The 18544-nt window shown below is 70.1% G+C and carries 18 protein-coding genes; 10 read left to right on the top strand and 8 right to left on the bottom strand.

Features of this window, described 5'->3' with window-relative positions:
- Positions 1-2 precede the first annotated feature (2 nt).
- From lptC to QWG60_RS11095, 9 genes are all read left to right on the top strand, one after another.
- On the top strand, positions 3-587 hold the full coding sequence (gene lptC / locus QWG60_RS11055; RefSeq protein ID WP_146907348.1) for an LPS export ABC transporter periplasmic protein LptC: 585 nt from the start codon (positions 3-5) through the stop codon (positions 585-587).
- Positions 584-1111, top strand: coding sequence for a lipopolysaccharide transport periplasmic protein LptA (gene lptA / locus QWG60_RS11060; protein WP_107180757.1), 528 nt, complete (start codon positions 584-586; stop codon positions 1109-1111). The genes lptC and lptA overlap by 4 nt, the downstream gene beginning before the upstream one ends.
- Positions 1108-1833, top strand: a complete 726-nt coding sequence (lptB, locus tag QWG60_RS11065) for an LPS export ABC transporter ATP-binding protein (protein WP_035592394.1) — start codon at positions 1108-1110, stop codon at positions 1831-1833. Before lptA ends, lptB begins: the two co-directional genes overlap by 4 nt.
- A gap of 156 nt (positions 1834-1989) precedes the next feature.
- Entirely contained in the window at positions 1990-3390 is a 1401-nt protein-coding gene (locus QWG60_RS11070) for an RNA polymerase factor sigma-54 (protein ID WP_107180758.1), read from the top strand.
- Between the two features lie 112 nt (positions 3391-3502).
- Positions 3503-3814 (top strand): ribosome hibernation-promoting factor, HPF/YfiA family, encoded by a 312-nt coding sequence (gene hpf / locus QWG60_RS11075; RefSeq protein ID WP_016854429.1) that lies wholly within the window; start codon positions 3503-3505, stop codon positions 3812-3814.
- A gap of 3 nt (positions 3815-3817) precedes the next feature.
- Positions 3818-4303 (top strand): PTS sugar transporter subunit IIA, encoded by a 486-nt coding sequence (locus QWG60_RS11080; protein WP_107180759.1) that lies wholly within the window; start codon positions 3818-3820, stop codon positions 4301-4303.
- Between the two features lie 32 nt (positions 4304-4335).
- On the top strand, positions 4336-5235 hold the full coding sequence (gene rapZ, locus QWG60_RS11085) for an RNase adapter RapZ (protein WP_107180760.1): 900 nt from the start codon (positions 4336-4338) through the stop codon (positions 5233-5235).
- Positions 5236-5239: 4 nt separating this feature from the next.
- On the top strand, positions 5240-5509 hold the full coding sequence (locus tag QWG60_RS11090) for an HPr family phosphocarrier protein (RefSeq protein WP_107180761.1): 270 nt from the start codon (positions 5240-5242) through the stop codon (positions 5507-5509).
- 50 nt (positions 5510-5559) lie between these two features.
- Entirely contained in the window at positions 5560-6099 is a 540-nt protein-coding gene (locus tag QWG60_RS11095; RefSeq protein WP_046079779.1) for a BUD32 family EKC/KEOPS complex subunit, read from the top strand.
- Positions 6100-6181: 82 nt separating this feature from the next.
- Here QWG60_RS11095 and pmbA read toward each other — a convergent pair whose 3' ends face one another.
- A complete protein-coding gene (gene pmbA / locus QWG60_RS11100; RefSeq protein ID WP_146907346.1) occupies positions 6182-7522 on the bottom strand; it encodes a metalloprotease PmbA in 1341 nt (446 codons plus the stop codon).
- A 125-nt stretch (positions 7523-7647) separates the two neighbouring features.
- Between pmbA and yjgA the strand changes: the two genes are divergently transcribed.
- On the top strand, positions 7648-8151 hold the full coding sequence (gene yjgA / locus QWG60_RS11105; RefSeq protein ID WP_107180763.1) for a ribosome biogenesis factor YjgA: 504 nt from the start codon (positions 7648-7650) through the stop codon (positions 8149-8151).
- 100 nt (positions 8152-8251) lie between these two features.
- On the opposite strand, the gene tldD is transcribed toward yjgA, so the two are convergent.
- The 7 genes from tldD to QWG60_RS11140 all read right to left on the bottom strand — a co-directional run bounded on the left by tldD (position 8252) and on the right by QWG60_RS11140 (position 18407).
- Positions 8252-9706 carry a metalloprotease TldD gene (tldD, locus tag QWG60_RS11110; RefSeq protein WP_035592371.1) on the bottom strand — a complete coding sequence of 485 codons (1455 nt, stop codon included), beginning with the start codon at positions 9704-9706 and terminating at the stop codon, positions 8252-8254.
- Positions 9703-13560: a YhdP family phospholipid transporter gene (locus QWG60_RS11115; RefSeq protein ID WP_146907344.1), complete on the bottom strand. Its 3858-nt coding sequence runs from the start codon at positions 13558-13560 to the stop codon at positions 9703-9705. The genes tldD and QWG60_RS11115 overlap by 4 nt, the downstream gene beginning before the upstream one ends.
- 4 nt (positions 13561-13564) lie before the next feature.
- Positions 13565-15028: a ribonuclease G gene (gene rng / locus QWG60_RS11120; protein WP_046079784.1), complete on the bottom strand. Its 1464-nt coding sequence runs from the start codon at positions 15026-15028 to the stop codon at positions 13565-13567.
- 33 nt (positions 15029-15061) lie between these two features.
- Positions 15062-15679, bottom strand: coding sequence for a Maf family protein (locus tag QWG60_RS11125; RefSeq protein WP_106488740.1), 618 nt, complete (start codon positions 15677-15679; stop codon positions 15062-15064).
- A gap of 5 nt (positions 15680-15684) precedes the next feature.
- The gene (gene mreD / locus QWG60_RS11130) at positions 15685-16173 is read right to left on the bottom strand and encodes a rod shape-determining protein MreD (protein ID WP_146907342.1); all 489 of its coding nucleotides are present in this window, start codon (positions 16171-16173) and stop codon (positions 15685-15687) included.
- Entirely contained in the window at positions 16173-17051 is an 879-nt protein-coding gene (gene mreC, locus QWG60_RS11135) for a rod shape-determining protein MreC (RefSeq protein WP_146907340.1), read from the bottom strand. The genes mreD and mreC overlap by 1 nt, the downstream gene beginning before the upstream one ends.
- A gap of 318 nt (positions 17052-17369) precedes the next feature.
- Positions 17370-18407 (bottom strand): rod shape-determining protein, encoded by a 1038-nt coding sequence (locus tag QWG60_RS11140; RefSeq protein ID WP_035598417.1) that lies wholly within the window; start codon positions 18405-18407, stop codon positions 17370-17372.
- Positions 18408-18544: the final 137 nt, after the last annotated feature.

Here is an 18544-nt window from a genome sequence, read left to right on the forward strand (position 1 = left end):
CCATGCGCCTCCCTCGTCCCGGCTTTCGCACCTGGCTGTTCCTGCTGCTGCTCGCCCTGGGCGGCGGCCTGGCGCTGCTCGACCAGCGCCCCGAGGCACCGCCGGGCCCCGCGCCCCAGGGCGAGACGGGAGAGCCCGACTACTACCTGGAGGACGCGCACCTGACGCGATTCGACGCCCAGGGCGCGCCTCACCAGCGCCTCACCACGCCGCGCCTGGAGCACACGCCCGTCGACGACGTCACCCGGCTGACCACGCCCCACGCCCAGCTTCGCGACAGCGAAGGCCGGCAATGGCTGGCCGACGCCGAGCGCGGACGCCTGGAAGACGGCCAGCGCCTGCTCACCCTCGAGGGGCAGGCGGTGCTGACCGCCCCCGAGGAACGCTGGCGGCTCGAGACCGAACGCCTGTACTACGACAGCATCGCCGGTCACGCCTGGAGCGACACGCCGGCACGACTGAGCCAGCCGCCGCAGTGGATGCGCGGCGAGCGCTTCGACGCCTGGCTCGATGACAACCGCGCCCGACTGACCGACAATGTGCGCGGCCACCACCCGCCGGCCCCCCAGGAGGACCCCGAGTCATGACGCGATCCCTCGCTTCACTGCTCAGCGCAGCGCTGCTCGCCAGCGCGCTGGCTGCCCCCGCCGCCCTGGCGCTGGAAGGCGACGCCAGCGCGCCCATCCAGGTCGAGGCCGACCGCCTGGACCTCGACGACCGCGCCGGCACCGCCGTCTATCAGGGCGACGTGCAGATCCAGCAGGGCAGCATGCAGCTGACCGGCGACCGCGTGGAGATCCAGCGCAACGAGGCCGGCCAGCTGACCACCGCCACCGCCACCGGCCAGCGCGCCTACCTGGAGCAGAAGCCCGCCCCCGATCAACCCCTGGTCCGCGCCTGGGGCCGCACCGTGGTCTACCACGTGGCCGAGCGGCGCATCGAGCTCGTCGACCAGGCCGAGCTGCACCAGGGCGGCGACACCTTCGACGGCGGCTACCTCGAATACTTCCTCGACCGCCGGGTGGTGCAGGCCCGCTCCGACGCCGAGGGCATCGGCGAGCGCCAGCGCGTGCGCATGACCCTGGAGCCGGAACAGCAGGACGGCCCATGAAGACCCTGAGTGCCCAGAACCTCGCCAAGAGCTACAAGCGCCGTCGCGTCGTTCACGACATCAGCCTGGAGATCCAGCAGGGCCGCATCGTCGGCCTGCTGGGCCCCAACGGCGCCGGCAAGACCACCTCCTTCTACATGATCGTCGGCCTGGTTCGGGCCGACGCCGGCCGCGTCGCCATCGACGACCGCGACCTCTCCGGCGCCGCCATGCACCAACGCGCCCAGGCCGGCATCGGCTACCTGCCCCAGGAAGCCTCGATCTTCCGCAAGCTGTCGGTGGCCGACAACATCATGGCCATTCTCGAGACCCGCCGCGACCTCGACCGTGCCGGCCGCAAGGCGCGCCTGGAGGCACTGCTGGAGGAGTTCCACATCACCCACATCCGCGACAACCTGGGCATGAGCCTGTCCGGCGGCGAGCGCCGGCGGGTCGAGATCGCCCGGGCGCTGGCCACCGAACCCGATTTCATCCTGCTCGACGAGCCCTTCGCCGGCGTCGACCCGATCTCGGTAGGCGACATCAAGGGCATCATCCGCCAGCTCAAGGCCCGCGAGATCGGCGTGCTGATCACCGACCACAACGTGCGCGAGACGCTGGACATCTGCGACGGCGCCTACATCGTCGGCGACGGCCAGATCATCGCCGAAGGCGACGCCGAGGCCATCCTCGCCAACCAGCGGGTACGCGACGTCTACCTGGGCCAGGACTTCCGACTCTGAGCCTATTGGCTTCGCAAGTCACTGATATATTGTCGCCATGCACAGACAGGCATGGCAATTGCCATTGGCATGCTAATTGCTGAGCAAAGGCTTGCACGGCGGGCACACCCACACTAGGGTGGAAGGCCTCTTTGCCGCAGGACCGGAACGCTTGCCATGGCCATGAAGGCATCCCTCCAACTGCGTGTCGGCACCCAGCTGACCATGACGCCCCAGCTGCAGCAGGCCATCGGCCTGCTGCAGCTCTCGACCCTTGATCTGCGCCAGGAGATCCAGCAGGCCCTGGAAGCCAATCCCATGCTGGAGCTGGAGGACGACTTCGGCGAGCAGGCCGCCGGGGAGACGCCGGACGACGACTGGTCCGACGAGATTCCGGAAGAACTCAGCGTCGACAGCGACTGGTCGGACACCTTCCAGGACGCCGGCGGCAGCGGCGAGGCTCCCGACTTCGAGCGCCAGGCCGCCGGCCAGAGCCTGCAGAGCCACCTCGTCTGGCAGCTGGCCATGAGCGAGCTCGACGAACGCGAGACCCGCATCGCCGAGAGCCTGATCGATGCCGTGACGCCGGACGGCTATCTGGATCAACCGCTCGACGAGCTGCGCGACGGCCTGCGCGCCCAGGGCCTCGACGGGCTCGCCACCCGCGAGGTCGAAGCGGTGCTGCTGCGCCTGCAGCAGTTCGAGCCCACCGGCGTGTTCGCCCGCGATCTGCGCGAGTGCCTGCTGCTGCAGCTGGCCACCCTGCCCGACGACACCCCGCTGCTGCCCCAGGCGCGCCGCCTGGTACGCCAGTTCCTCGAGGCCCTGGCCGGCAACGACCGGCGGCTGCTCAAGCGGCGCCTGGGGCTCGACGACGAGACCCTCGACGAGGTCATCGGCCTGATCCGCGGCCTCGACCCGCGCCCGGGCAGCGAATTCGCCAGCGGCGACAGCGACTACGTGATTCCCGACCTGATCGCCCGCTACACGCCCCAGGGCTGGCGCGTCGAGCTCAACCCCGAGGCGATGCCGCGGCTGCGCATCCAGCCCGACTACGCGGCGCTGATCAAGCGCGCCGACAAGAGCGACGACAACCAGTTCCTCAAGGACCACCTGCAGGAGGCGCGCTGGCTGATCAAGAGCCTGGCCAGCCGCAACGACACCCTGCTGCGCGTCGGCCACGAGGTGATGACCCGCCAGATCGAGTTCCTCGAGCACGGCGAAGAGGCCATGAAGCCGCTGATCCTGGCCGACATCGCCCAGACGGTGGAGATGCACGAGTCGACCATTTCTCGGGTCACGACCCAGAAGTTCATCCACACCCCCCGCGGCGTCTTCGAGCTCAAGTACTTCTTCTCGAGCCAGGTCGGCGACGGCGAGGATGCCCACTCCAGCACCGCGATCCGCGCCCGCATCCGCAAGCTGATCGAGGGCGAACCGCCGCGCAAGCCGCTGTCCGACAGCAAGCTGGTCACCCTGCTCGCCGAGGAGGGCATCGAGGTGGCCCGACGCACCGTCGCCAAGTATCGCGAAGCGATGCACATCCCCTCCTCCAGCCAGCGCAAGCGCCTCGGCTGAGGCCCTCCCGACGGGGGGTTCCAGAGTATGAAAACGCGTCTGGCACGGGGGGTTTGCAAGGCACCAAAAAGGGTTACAATCGAGTCACCACCCAAGGAGCAAGGAGCGTGTCATGCAAGTCAACCTCACCGGCCATCACGTGGAATTGACCGAGCCCCTGCGTGACTACGTGCAGGAGAAACTCTCCCGCCTGGAACGCCATTACGACAACATCACCACCGTTCAGGTGACGCTCTCCGTCGAGAAGGAACGCCAACAGGCCGCCTGCACGCTGCACGCCGCCGGTGCCGATCTGCACGCCGAAGCGATGGACGCCGACATGTACGCCGCCATCGACGCCCTTGCCGACAAGCTGGACCGCCAGCTCGTCAAGCACAAGGAAAAGACTCAGGCCCGCGCCCAGGGCGCCGCAAGCGTCCGCTGAGTCATGTCACTCGAAGCCATCCTGCCCCCCGAGCGCACCCTCTTCGGTGTGCCCGGGGGGAGCAAGAAACGTGTGCTGGAGTTCTTCAGCACCTTCATCGCCCAGAACATTCCCAGCCTCGACAGCCAGGAGGTCTTCAGCCGGCTGATCGGGCGGGAGCGCCTGGGCAGCACCGGCATCGGGCACGGGGTCGCCATCCCCCATTCCCGCAACCCTCACTGCAAGGCCCCTATCGCCGGCTTTCTCAAGCTCGACGAACCGGTCGACTTCGACGCCATCGACGGTGAACCCGTCGACCTGGTGTTCGTGCTGCTGGTCCCCGAGGAAGCCGACGACGCGCATCTCGCCCTGCTCGGCCAGGTCGCCGGCGTGATGAACGACGCCGCGACCCGCAGCGCCCTGCGTCGGGCCGGCAGCCAGCGCGAGCTGCACGACAGCCTCCTCGACGCCATCCGACGACAGGCACCGGCCGCCAGCGGACGCAGCTGAGGGCCGCCCCCGACCAGGAGACCCGATCCGTCATGCAGCTCGTCATCATCAGCGGACGCTCCGGCTCCGGCAAGTCGATCGCCCTGCAGGCCCTCGAGGACCTCGGCTACTACGCCATCGACAACCTCCCGGCGATGCTCCTCGGACCGCTGGTCGACGAGCTGCGCAGCGGCCAGTCCCTGCGCAGCGCCGTCGCGGTCAGCATCGACGCCCGCAACCTGCCCCATGCCCTGGAACGCTTCCCGACGCTGCTCGAGGACGTGCGTGCCCGCGACATCCAGTGCCAGGTGATCTACCTGACCACCGATGCACGCATCCTGCTGGAGCGCTACTCCGCGACCCGGCGCCGACACCCCCTGACCCGCGATACCGAGATGACGCTGGCCGAGGCGATCGATCGCGAGGAAGACGCCCTGTCGGAGATTCGCGACCTCGCCGATCTGCTGATCGATACCTCGCGGCTCTCGGTGCACGACCTGCGTGGTCGCATCACCGACCAGGTCGCCGGGCACGGCCGCGAAGGGCTGACGCTGACCCTCGAGTCGTTCGGCTTCAAGCGCGGCGTGCCTCTGGACGCCGATATCGTGTTCGACGCCCGCTGCCTGCCCAACCCCTACTGGGACCCGCGGCTGCGTGATGCCACCGGCCGCGACGACAGCGTGATCGCCTTCCTCGAGGGCTACCCGGTGGTCGACGAGATGGCCGACGACATCCTGGCCTGGATCGAACGCTGGCTGCCCCGCTACCGCGCCAGCCAGCGCAGCTACCTGACCGTGGCGATCGGCTGCACCGGCGGCCAGCACCGCTCCACCTACCTGGCCGAGCGACTGTCCCGGCGTCTTGCCGAGACCCACGCCGGCGTGCGCCTGCGCCATCGCGAGCTCGGCCTGCAACTCACGCTTCCCGACCCGAACGACGCCAAGGACCGCTAGTCACGTGCCCAGCCGCAAGCTCACCCTGACCAACAAGCGCGGCCTGCACGCCCGGGCCGCCACCCGCCTGGTGCAGTGCTGCCAACCCTACGCCTCCCGCGTCACCGTCTGCCATGGCGACCAGCAGGCCGATGCCACCAACATCATGGCGCTGCTGATGCTGGCCGCACCCTGCGGCACCGAACTGATCCTCGAGGCCGACGGCGACGACGGCGAGGCGGTGCTGGATGCGCTGGAAGCCCTCTTCGCGGCCCGCTTCGACGAAGAAGCCTGACCAGAGGCCGTCTCGACGGCGCCATCACTCCCCCTCTACCGAGCAGGACCATGCAGCTGATCCAGACCGGCAAGTACTCCAGAGTCCACTTCGATCCCGAGCGCGACCACTTCATCAAGACCTTCCAGCCAAAGACCGTCGACCGGCTGCGCTACCTGGCGCGCATCCGGCCCTACCCCGGGCGCAACTTCGCCCTCATTGCTTCGCGGCTCGAAACCCTCGGCATCGCCACGCCGACCATCGTCGAGGCGCGCCCCTATCGGCTGGTCACGGAGAACATCCATGGCGTACCGCTCAAGCAACTGATCCTCGACTCCCCCGACCTGCAGGAACAGTATCTGGACGCGCTGGTCGCCTTCGACCGCGACGGCATTCACTGCCGCGGCCTGCACACCGACAACTTCCTGGTTCGCGACGGTCGCCTGTTCGCCATCGACCTCGATGCCTACAAGGCACCGCGCTGGCGGCGCTATCCGCGCCGCGAGTACCTGGACTGCCTGAGCCGCTCGCTCAAGGGCAACGAGGCCTTCCTGTTCACTCGCCTGCTCGAGCGACTGGGCGTGGACGAACACTACCGCCCGAAACGCTGAGCACCGGCACCCGGACCACGACAACATCGTACAAAAAAGCCCGCGAGCGTCTCGCGGGCTTTTTGTCGTCACCAGGGCCGGCTCAGCTGCCGGCCACGGTCATCTCGTCGATCAGCCAGCTGCCGGTATGGATGCTGCCGCGGGTGTCGATGTCGTCGCCGACGCCGACCAGTCCCCGGAACATCGTCGCCAGGTTGCCGGCGATGGTGAATTCCTCCACCGGGTGCTGGATGCGGCCGTTCTCGACCCAGAAGCCCGCGGCGCCGCGGGAGTAGTCGCCGGTAACGCCGTTGACGCCCTGACCCATCAGCTCGGTGACCAGCACCCCGCGATCCATGCGCGCGAGCAGCGCCTCCTGGGACTCGAGCGGCGCGCTGAGGCGCAGGTTGCGGGCGCCGCCGGCGTTGCCGGTGGTCTCCATCCCCAGTCGCCGCGCGCTGTAGGCGGACAGCATGTAGCTGGCCAGCCGTCCCTGATCGATGAAGACGTTGTCGCGGGTCGCCACGCCGTCACCGTCGAAGGCGCTGCTGGCCATGCCGCGCACCAGGCGCGGCTTCTCCTGCAGCGAGAACCATTCGGGGAAGAGCGCATCGCCGAGGCGGTCGCACAGGAAGGAGGATTGGCGATAGAGGGCGCCGCCGGCGATGGCACTCAAGAAGCTGCCGACCAGCCCCGACGCCAGGTTCGGATCGAACAGCACCGGCATCCGCCCGGTGGCCGGGCGCTGGCCGCCGAGCCGGCGCAGGGTGCGCCGCGCGGCGCTCTCGCCCACGGCCTCGGGCGCCAGTAGCTCGCGAGGGTCGCGGGCGCTGGTGTAGTCGTAGTCGCGCTGCATGCCGTGCTCGTCCTCGGCGATCAGCATGCAGGACAGCGAGTGGCGGCTGCCGCGCTGACTGCCCAGGAAGCCGTGGCTGTTGGCGTAGACGCGCACGCCCTCGCCGCTGGACAGCCCCGCGCCGTCGGAGCTCCTGATGCCCGCCTGGCCGCGGCCGGCGTTCTCGCAGGCCAGCGCCAGCTCGACCGCCTCCTCGGTGGACAACGCCCAGGGGTGATGAACGTCGAGATCCGGCAGCTCCCGGGCCATCAGCTCGGCCGGAGCCAGCCCCGAGGCCGGATCCTCGCCGGTGTAGCGGGCGATGGCCATGGCCTTCTCGACCACGTCCTGGATCGACGCCTCGGAGGCGTCGGTGGACGAGGCGCTGCCCTTGCGTTGGCCGACATAGACGGTCACCGCGATGCCCTGATCGCGGGACAGCTCGACGGTCTCGACCTCGCCCTCGCGCACGTTGACGCCCACGCCCTGGTCGACGCTGGCGCCCACCTCGCAGGCATCGGCGCCGAGCCGGCGGGCCAGCGCCAGGGCCGCCTCGGCACGGGTTTCCAGCAGCGACTGCTGGGCGACGGCATCGAAAGCCTGTGTCATCGTCTTGACTCCTCACTCGACCGGCCAGGCGGCCGATACACAACATGGTCGTTTGGCCAGCCCGACGCGGCGGGCTGGTATACTGGGCCGATGCCTAACGCCCCTCTCATGAATCAGGACGCCGCATGACCCAGGATGATTTCTCTTCGGCCGACGAACGGCCCAGCAAGTCGCAGCTCAAGCGCGAGATGCATGCCCTCCAGGAGCTCGGCGAACGGCTGATCGCCATGCGCGAGGCCGAACGCGACCGCTTCCCGCTGTCCGACGACCTGCTGGCGGCCATCGAGGAGACCGGCCGCATCCGCGCCCGTGAGGCCCGCCGCCGGCACATGCAGTACGTCGGCAAGCTGATGCGCCGCGAGGACCTCGACGGCATCCAGGCGGTGTTCGACGAGATGGACCGCGAGCAGCTGCGCCGCGACCACGCCTTCCACCGCCTGGAGCAGTGGCGCGACCGCCTCATCGAGGACGACGACGCCCTCGAGGCCTTCATCGCCGACTACCCCGACGTCGACCGCCAGGCCCTGCGCCAGCTGATCCGCAACGCCCGCCGCGAACGCGATCAGGGCAAGCCGCCGACCAACGCCCGGCGGCTGTTCAAGCTGATCCGCGAGACCGCCGAGCTGTAAAGCCGGAAGCTTGAAGCCTGAAGCTGGAAGTCCTCCCGTCAGGCCATGGGTTTCTCTTCCAGCTTCCAGCCGCGAAGCGGCGCTCTTACAGCTTCAAGCTTTAGGACTGCGTTCCACCGACGGTCAGCTCGTCCAGCTTCAGCGTCGGCTGGCCGACGCCCACCGGCACACCCTGCCCTTCCTTGCCGCATACGCCGATGCCGGTATCCAGCTCCAGGTCGTGGCCGATCATCGACACATGCCCCATGGCCTCCGGACCGTTGCCGATCAGGGTCGCACCCTTGACCGGCGCGGTGATGCGGCCGTCCTCGATCAGATAGGCCTCGCTGGCCGAGAACACGAACTTGCCGGAGGTGATGTCCACCTGGCCGCCGCCGAAGCTCACGGCATAAATGCCGCGAGAGACGCTCTTGATGATGTCGGCGGGGTCGTCCTGGCCGGCGCGCATGTAGGTGTTGGTCATGCGCGGCATCGGCATGTGGGCGAAGGACTCGCGGCGGGCGTTGCCGGTGGGCGCCATGCCCATCAGTCGAGCGTTGAGCTTGTCCTGCATGTAGCCGGTGAGGATGCCGTCCTCGATCAGCGTGGTGCACTGGGTGGCCGTGCCCTCGTCGTCGACGGACAGCGAACCGCGGCGGTCGGCCAGGGTGCCGTCATCGACCACGGTCACGCCGGGCGCGGCCACGCGCTCGCCCATGCGGCCGGCGAAGGCCGAGCTGCCCTTGCGATTGAAGTCGCCTTCCAGGCCATGGCCCACGGCCTCGTGGAGCAGGATGCCCGGCCAGCCGGCGCCTAGCACCACCGGCATCTGGCCGGCCGGGGCGTCCACGGCGTCGAGGTTGACCAGCGCCTGGCGCACCGCCTCCTTGGCGAAGCGCTCGGCGACGTTCTCGTCGCGTAGCCGGGACATCGGGTAGCGGCCACCGCCGCCGGCACTGCCGCGCTCGCGGCGGCCGTCGCGTACCGTGATCACGCTGACGTTGAAACGCACCAGCGGGCGCACGTCGGCGGCCAGGGTGCCGTCGCTGGCACGCACCAGCACCACCTCGTAGACGCCGGTCAGCGAGGCGCTGACCTGGCTCACCGACGGGTCGGCGGCCCGGGCGACGCGATCGGCCTCCTTGAGCATAGCGACCTTCTCGTCGGCGGAGAGTCCGGCCAGCGGATCGATGCCGGCATAGCGAGCGGCCGGCGCCGTCACCACCCGCGGGGCGGCGCTCAGGCGCTGGCCGCTGCGCACGATGCCGGCGGCGGTGCGCCCGGTCTCGGCCAGGGCCTCCATGGAGATCTGGTTGGAGTAGGCGAAACCGGTCTTCTCCCCGGCCAGGGAGCGCACGCCGACGCCCCCGTCGATGTTGTAGCTGGCCTCCTTGACCTCACCGTCCTCCAGCACCCAGCCCTCGTGCCAGCTGCGCTGGAAGTACAGATCGGCGTAGTCGATGCCGGCGCCCATGGCGTGGCCGAGGCCGGTGTCGAGGGCATCGAGATCGAGCCCGCCGGGGGTCAGCAGCGCCTCGGCGGCCTGGTCGAGCAGGGGTTGCGTGTGTGATGTCATTCGGCACTTTCCAGAGCGATGCGCGGCGAGGTCCAGGGCCCCTCCACGCGATAGTGAATTCGGGTCACGCGGTCGAGGGCGTCGCCGAACAGCTTGTCGGCGATGAACAGCGCCCCTCCGACCACCGGCGCCCCGGCGATCACCGCCGCCAGGGGCAGGTTGCTGCTCACCGGCAGGGTAATGCCCAGGCGCTGGTCGAGTTCCCGCCGCGCCAGATCGACGCTGCCGTCGAGGGTGAAGCGGGTGGCCGGACCGTCGATCTCGACCGGACCGCGGGTCTCCAGCACCCCACCATACAGGGTCGCATCGCCGCTGACACGATCGAAGGCGGTGCCCCGCCCTGTGACGTCGGAGAAGTCCAGGGTCAGCCGGCGCAGCAGGTTGTCCACGTTGAGCAGGCCGACCAGCCGCGCCGAGGGCGATTCCAGGTTGACGAAACGACCGTCGCGCAGCTCGACCGCCAGGTTGCCCCGGGAGCGCGCCAGGGCGAACTGCCAGGGCGCACCGGGCCAGGCCAGCTGTCCGTCGACGCGGGTCTCGGCGTTGCGGATCGCCACCGGCTGGCCCAGCGCCTCCAGGGCCGACCCCAGGTCGCCGCCATCGATGTCCAGCCGTGCCCGGGTCAGGCTCGCCTCGGGGCCGGCGGCCTCCCAGGTCAGGTTGCCCCGGGCATCGATCTCGCCCAGCGTCAGCGCCAGCGGATCGATCACCAGGCGATCCGGCTCGGCCCGCCACTGGGCGTTCAGCGGCCCGAACCGTCGACCCTGATAGCTCAGTTCGTCGATGCCCAGCCGACCCGCCGGCAGCGCTTCGAGAGACGCCGGCATGGCGACCGGCGTCGGTGGCACCTCCAGCTCCTCGAGCAGGCGGCCGCCTCCCGCGGAGACCGGTGCCGCCTCGGCCGGCAGCAGGCCGTCGAGGCGCAGCCGCGACAGCGAGACGTCGAGCGGCTGCGAAAGCCCCGGCCGATAGGCTAGCCGGCCGGTCAGCAGGCTGCCATCCAGGGCCAGGTCCCAGCCGCCGGCCGTCGGGGCTCCCTCGACGATCATCGAGCCCAGGCAGCGCCGCTCGACGCTCAGGCAATCGGTATCCAGCATCAGGTGCGAGATGGCGCCACTGCCCGCCAGCCCCCCGCCGGCACCGTCCACGCCGGCGGACAACGGCGCCAGGGCGGTGCCCCAGGCCTCGGCATCGACGCGCGGCAGATAGGCCTGCAGCGACCAGCCGGATTCACTGGGCCAGGTCGCCGGTGCCTCGCGGCCCAGCCAGGCCTGCCCCTGGCCGCCGCGCCCGGGGCGCCAGCGCCAGCCGAGGCGCGCACCCAGCCGGCCCGACCAGGGCCCGGACTCGGCCAGGGCGAAGGTCAGGCGCAGGTCCCGCGGCGTGCCGGCCGGCTTGCCCAGCGGCGCCGGCAGGTCGATGACCAGGTCGCGCAGTTCGCTCGACAGGTTCAGGATCGGCGTCTCGGCGTCGAGAGCCACGTCGCCCTGCCAGGCCAGCGGGCCGGACAGCATGCCGCCGATGCCGGCCGGCGCGCCCAGCTCGGTCAGCGCCCCGGCGCGGGCAGTGCCCGACAGCGCGACACGTCCCTCGCCGGTGGCCAGCGTGGCGCTGACCGGCCCGCCCAGCAGCCGGCCGCTCAATCGACCGTCGAGGGAGCCGGCCTCGCCGCGCTGGCGCCAGGCCAGCGGCCCGCTGATGTCGCGGAACGAAAGCCCGCTCGCCGCATGGGTCAGGCGCGGCAGGTCGGCGTCGCCGGCGATGTCGAGCTGCAGCGCCTGGGGCTCGTCCAACGCCATCTCGAGGTCCAGGCCGGCCTCGACGCTCCCCTCGGCCTGCCAGTCGGTGACCGCCTCGATGCCATCGACGGGCATCGCGGCAAGATAGCCCGAGAGTGCCGGGGCGTCGGCGACGAGCGGCCCGCTGACCGAGAGCCGATCGTCCTCGAGGCGCACCTCGGCGTCGCGGGTGCGGATGCCCAGGCTCTCGGCGGCGTCCACCTCGGCCTCGAGGGTCTCGCCGCGCAGGCGCAGGCGGCCGGCCACGTCATCCAGCGCCGGCCAGCCGTCGGCGAACGGCAGCCGCCCGGCCTCGACCTCGAGATCCAGGTTCAGGGTCGGCTCGATGGTGGAAAGCCCGGTCTGCTCGTCGCGCAGCGGCACGTGCAGGCGCAGCGCCCCCGCAGGCACCCGCCCGGCCAGGCCGCCGGATAGCCAGTCGGCGAGCTCCGGGGCTTCCTCGCGCAGCACCACCATCGGCAGCCAGTCGGTCAACGGCCGCGAGCGAGCGTCCACGTCACGGAAATCCAGCGCCAGGCCGAAGCCGCCGCGGCCGGGGCCACCGGTGGCCAGGCCGAAGTCGCCGCTCACCTCGGCGCCGCGCCAGCCCGCCGAGAGGTGCCGCCCGCTGACGAAGCCGCGCTCGCCGTCGTAGCGCCAGCTCACCTCGCCGCTGGCATGATCGAGCGACATCGGCGCCTCGAAGACCTCGGGAAAGGCCAGCGTGCTGCCCTCGCCGCCGGCGAAGCGCACGCTGCCGTGATTCCCGTCGGCCTCCAGCCACAGCGCCAGCGGACCGCCGCCCGGGGCTTCGTTCCAGGGCGCCACGCTCACCTCGCTGGCACTGACCCGGGCCTGCCAGACGCCATCCTTCACACCGGCGCCGAGGGCCTCGATGCGCCCGCGCGGGGCCAGCGCGGCCACGCCGCGGTCCAGCGCCTCCGGCAGCGGCAGCCGGGAGCGCCAGGCGGCCAGGGCCTCGAGATCGAACGGGCCGGTGGTGAGCCACCAGTCGCTGTCGTCGCCCTGAAGATACCAGTCCCGAGGCAGCGCTCGCGCCTCGGCCGAGGCCTCGGGGCCGGCGACCTGCTCGGCGTCGGCCTGCACCCAGGCCTGCCAGTCCTCGGCGCCGGCCGTGCGCCGCCATTGGCCCCGCAGCATGGCGTTGTCGAGCACGATATCCGACGCCTCGGCGTCGTCTACCGTCGTGCCCAGCACCAGGCGTGGCGCGGTGACGTCGAGGCGCGCGTCGGCCAGGCGCCCGTGGGTCCAGCGCCCCCACAGCCGGGCCTCGCCCGCCAGGTCGTCGAAGTCCGGCAGCCCCTCGACGCCGAACAGCGACGACAGCCCGGTCAGGCTGTCGAGGCTCATGTCGGCCTGCAGGGCCGCGCCGAAATCGTCCAGCCCCTCGCCCGGCACCAGCTCCATGACCACGCTCGCGGCCTCCCCCGGTCGGCCCCGCAGCCGCACCCGCCCCTCCAGATGCGTGCGTCGGGCATCGCCGACCATCAGCAGCCGCGGCGCCTCGAGCACCGCCTCGTGCTCGCGGCCGTGCAGCACCAGCTCGATGTCCTCGGCCCAGGCGCGCTGGCGCAGCAGCACGCCGACCCAGAAGTCCAGGCGCTCGAGATCGAACTCGCTATCGGGAATCAGCTCGGGGGGCACGTCGGCCGGCTCCGGCCAGTGCCATCGGCCGTCTTCGGCCTGATAGAGATGCAGGGTGAGATCGGACAGCCGCGCATCGGACACCACCGGCATCCCATCGCGCAGGCTGGCACCGGCATCGAGCCGCAGGCGAGCGTCGCCGAGCTCGAGCAGGGGCCGGTCGCCGCCGGCCGCACGCAGCGAGAGTCCACGCAGCTCGAGCTCGGGATCGAATCCGGCCAGCCCACCCTCGATCGCCTCCAGGCTCACTGCAGCCTCGAAGCGGGCCGAAAGCAGCGCCTCCAGGCGCGGGGTGAGCTGATCGACCTGACCGAGCAGCAGGCGCAGCACCAGGGTGAGCACCGCCACCAGGGTGAGCGCCGCCGCCAGCAGCGTCAGGGTCCAGCGAATGGCCAGGCGAGTCCTCGACATGGGCTCACATCAGCACGATATCGTACTGCTCCTGGGAGTAGTGGGCCTCGACCTGGAAGCGGATGGTCTTGCCGATGAACTCCTCCAGGTCGGCCACCGCCGCGGACTCCTCGTCGAGCAGGCGATCGACCACCGGCTGGGAGGCCAGCACCGTATAGGTCTCGGCGCTGTAGGCCCGCTCCTCGCGCAGGATCTCGCGGAAGATCTCGTAGCACACCGATTCCGGGGTCTTGAGGGTGCCGCGACCGTGGCAGGACGGGCAGGCCTCGCACAGGGTCTGCTCGAGGCTCTCGCGGGTGCGCTTGCGCGTCACCTGCACCAGCCCCAGCTCGGTGACGCCGGTGCACTTGGTCTTGGCGTGATCGCGCTCGAGCGACTTCTCCAGCACGCGGAGCACCTGGCGCTGATGCTCCGGCTCCTCCATGTCGATGAAGTCGATGATGATGATGCCACCCAGATTGCGCAGCCGCAGCTGGCGGGCGATGGCGGTAGCGGCCTCGAGGTTGGTCTTGAAGATGGTCTCCTCGAGGTTGCGATGTCCCACGAAGCCACCGGTGTTGACGTCGATGGTGGTCATGGCCTCGGTGGGATCGATCACCAGGTAGCCGCCGGACTTGAGCTGGACCTTGCGTCCCAGCGCCTTCTGGATCTCGTCCTCGACGCTGAACAGGTCGAAGATCGGCCGCTCGCCAGCGTAGTGCTCGATGCGCTCCACCGCCGAGGGCATGAATTCCTCGGCGAACTCCAGCAGCTTGACGTGATTCTCCCGGGAATCGATGCGCACCTTCTCGATGTCGTCGCGCATCACGTCGCGCAGGGTGCGCATGAACAGCGGCAGGTCATCGTAGATGACGCTGGGGGCCGAGGCGGTGACCTTGCGCTCGCTGACCTTGCGCCACAGGCGCAGCAGGAAGTGCATGTCGCCGGCCATTTCCTCCTGCGTGACGCCCTCGGCGGCGGTGCGCACGATGAAGCCGCCCGTCACCTCCAGCGTCTGTTCCGCCTGGGCGGCCTCGACCAGCTCGCGCAGCCGCTCCCGCTCGCGCTCGTCCTCGATGCGCTGGGAGACGCCGTTGTGCGGCGAGTCCGGCATGTAGACCAGGTAGCGCGACGGCACCGAGAGATGCGTGGTCAGGCGCGCGCCCTTGGAGGCGATGGGGTCCTTGGTGACCTGCACCACCAGCGACTGTCCCTCGTGGAGCAGGTGGCCGATGGAGGCCTGCTCGTCGGCCGGGGTCCCGGAGGGCATCACCTCATGCGCGTGGATGAAGGCGGCCCGCTCGAGGCCGATGTCGACGAAGGCTGCCTGCATGCCCGGCAGTACACGCACCACCTTGCCCTTGTAGATGTTGCCGACGATGCCGCGGCGCCGGGCCCGCTCGATGAAGGCTTCCTGGAGCACGCCGTTCTCCACCACGGCGACCCGGGTCTCCATCGGGGTCAGGTTGATCAGTACTTCACCGCTCATGCGGAAATCCTTGTCCAGAGGAAACTCGAGGCATTATGACATAGCGCGGTTCCACAGCGGCACGCCCTGTCGGGCCAGCAATTCAGCGGTCTCGAACAGCGGCAGGCCGACCACCGCGGAATGGCTGCCCTCGAGACGCGACACGAACAGCGCCGCCCGGCCCTGAATGGCATAGCCGCCGGCCTTGTCGGCGGGCTCGCCGGTGGCCCAGTAGGCGGCGGCCTCGGCCTCGGTGATCTCGCGTAGCGTCACTCGCGTGGTCACGCAGGCGCTCAGCAGGCCCGCCGGGCCGGTCACCGCCACCGCGGTCAGCACCCGATGGGTGCGCCCGGACAGCGAGCGCAGCATGGCGGCGGCGTGCTCGCGGTCGCGCGGCTTGCCGAGGATGGCGTCGTCACACACCACCGCGGTGTCGGAGCCGAGCGTGGGCAGCGTGCTGCCCAGCGCCCCAGCCCGGGCCTTGTCCTCGGCCAGGCGTCGAACATAGGCCTCGGGGGCTTCGCCGGGCCGCGGTGTCTCGTCGAGGTCGACCGGATGCACCTCGACCGGCACGTCGATGCTGGCCAGCAGCTCCCGGCGGCGCGGCGAGGCGGAGGCCAGCCGGATCAGCGGCGGCTCGGGAGCATCGGTGGCGGCATCGGACATCGTCATCCGGCTCACTCCTCGCTGCCACGGCGCCGGAAGACGCGGAACAGCGTGGTCAGCCAGGGCCACAGCAGCGCCCCGATCACCGAGGGCAGCAGGAAGGACAGGTGAATCGCGAAGGGGCCCAGCAGGGTCCGCAGCCACTGCTCCACCAGCTGCACCGTGCCCAGCAGCACCAGGATCAGCACCGCCTGCTGGAGCAGCGAGTAGGCCCGGAAACGCGGATAGACCAGGGCACACAGGAAGGCCAGCAGCGACAGCAGCAGAGCGTTCTGTCCCAGCGGCGCGCCCTGAATCAGGTCCACCAGGATGCCCAGCGCGAAGCCGTGGAAGACCCCGACCTTCTGCGGCGCCTTCATGCACCAGTAGATCAGCATCAGTCCCAGCCAGTCCGGGCGCCAGATCTGCCAGCCATCGGCCAGCGGCATCACCTGAAAGCACAGCGCCAGCAGCAGGGTCAGCCAGATCCAGGGCAGGCTCGCCGTCGCGCGTGCGGCCATTATTCGTCCTCCTCGACGGGACCGATCATTTCCAGCGCCGCCTGGACGGCGGCCTGGTCGAGCGCGACCGTCCAGCCCCCGCGGCCCGGCGCCTCGGGGGGCTCCGGCGGAAACAGCAACAGGAAATGGCGGGCGCGCTGCAGCTGGGCCACCGGGCGGGCCTCGACCCGGGCGAAGGGCTCGCCGGGATCGTGGACCACCGAGGTGACCCGCGCCACCGGATAGCCGGGCGGAAAGCGCCCGGCCAGCCCCGAGGTCATCAGCAGGTCGCCCTCGCGGATATCCGCGGTGTCCGGCACGTGCAGCACGCCGAGGGCGTCGTACTGGCCGGTGCCCTGAAGGATGAAGCGCAGGCCGTTGCGGTTGACCTGGACCGGCAGCGAGTGACTGGCGTCGGACACCATCAGCACCCGGCTGGCGTAGGCCGACACCGAGGTCACCTGCCCCACCAGCCCGGCGGCATCCATCACCGGCTGGCCGACGAAGACGCCGTCGCGCTGCCCGCGGTCGATGACCATGCGGTGGCTGAAGGGATCCGGGTCCAGCGACAGCAGCTCGGTGGTGATGAAGGGAATGTCATGCTCGCGGGTGGCATCCAGCAGCTCGCGCAGCCGCACGTTCTCGGCGGTCAGGCTGGCCATGCGCTGGACGCGATGCGAGAGGGTCAGGATCTGCTCGCGCAGCTGGCGATTCTCGTCGAGCAGCTCGCGCTGGTCGGAAAACGCCAGCGACGCCCAGTTGAGGGCGTCGCTGGGCAGGCTGACCAGCCACTGGACCGGCGCCACCAGGGTCGACAGCTGGGCCCGCACGGGCTCCATGCGCGTGAAACGCAGATCGGCGAACATCAGGGCCACGGCGAGGAGCGCGCAGAGCAGCATGCGATACCCCGGCACCGAGCCGTGCGAGAACAGCGGTTTGATGGCGTCCTCTCCCTATTCTCCTTGGCGGCGTCGGGCCTCTTGCCGCGACGCCTAGGCGAGGCCGTCGAGAGGCCACCCGCCCCTGGTGCTTCTAGCTTCCGCGGGAGAGCGCTGATTTATGTCGCGAGCGACGAGAGGCGGGGGCGCCTAGCCTGGCCGCCGCCGGAGCACAGCGCCCGCAGTGTAGCCTGCTACATGAGAGCCGACCGGGCCGGCGTACCGGCACCGCCGGTGGCCAGGATATCGAGCGCAGCAATAAATCAGCGCTTTCCAACGTCAGTCGCTGGAGAGCAGTTCAAACGTATGCTGATCGATCATCTCGAGGGCCTTGCCGCCGCCGCGGGCCACGCAGGTCAGCGGGTCCTCGGCGACGACCACCGGCAGGCCGCTCTCCTCGGCGATCAGCTTGTCGAGATCGCGCAGCAGCGCACCGCCGCCGGTCAGCACCAGGCCGCGCTCGGCGATGTCGGAGGCCAGCTCGGGGGGCGACTGTTCCAGCGCGCTCTTCACCGCCGCGACGATGGAGCCCAGGGTCTCCTGCAGGGCGTCGAGGATCTCGTGGGAATTCAGGGTGAAGCTGCGCGGAATGCCCTCGGCCAGGTTGCGGCCGCGCACGTCGATCTCGCGCAGCTCGCCGCCGGGGTAGGCGCAGCCGATCTCTTCCTTGATCCGCTCGGCGGTGGACTCGCCGATCAGGCTGCCGTAGTGGCGACGCACGTAGGCGATGATCGCCTCGTCGAAACGGTCGCCACCGACGCGGATGGACTCGGAATAGACCACGCCGTTGAGCGAGATGATGGCGATCTCGCTGGTGCCACCGCCGATGTCGACAACCATCGAGCCCTGGGCTTCCTCGACCGGCAGACCGGCGCCGATGGCCGCGGCCATGGGCTCCTCGATCAGGAACACCTCACGGGCGCCGGCGCCCTCGGCGGATTCCTTGATGGCGCGGCGCTCGACCTGGGTCGACATGCAGGGCACGCAGACCAATACCCGCGGGCTCGGCGTCAGGAAGGTGCTCTGATGGACCTTGCGGATGAAGTACTGCAGCATCTGCTCGGTCACGGTGAAGTCGGCGATGACGCCGTCCTTCATCGGGCGGATGGCGGTGATGTTGCCCGGTGTGCGGCCCAGCATGCGCTTGGCGTCGGCACCCACGGCGGCCACGCTGCGCATGTTGCCGGACTGGCGGATCGCCACCACCGACGGCTCGTCGAGCACGATGCCGCGCCCGCGGACGTAAATCAGCGTATTGGCCGTCCCCAGGTCGATCGACAGATCGCTGGAAAACAGCCCCCTCAAACGTTTGAACATGAAGTCGTTACCTAGTGCAGACCGGGGACCCTGTGCGGGGGCAAACCGTATCACTGCACCCCCCCAGCGGCAAGCGCCACGCCCCTGGCCCCTGCCCGCCGTGACGCGAATGTGATAACTTCTGCGGTCTTTTCTGC

The sequence above is a fragment of the Halomonas halophila genome (assembly GCF_030406665.1).
GTDB classification, from domain to species: Bacteria; Pseudomonadota; Gammaproteobacteria; order Pseudomonadales; family Halomonadaceae; genus Halomonas; species Halomonas halophila.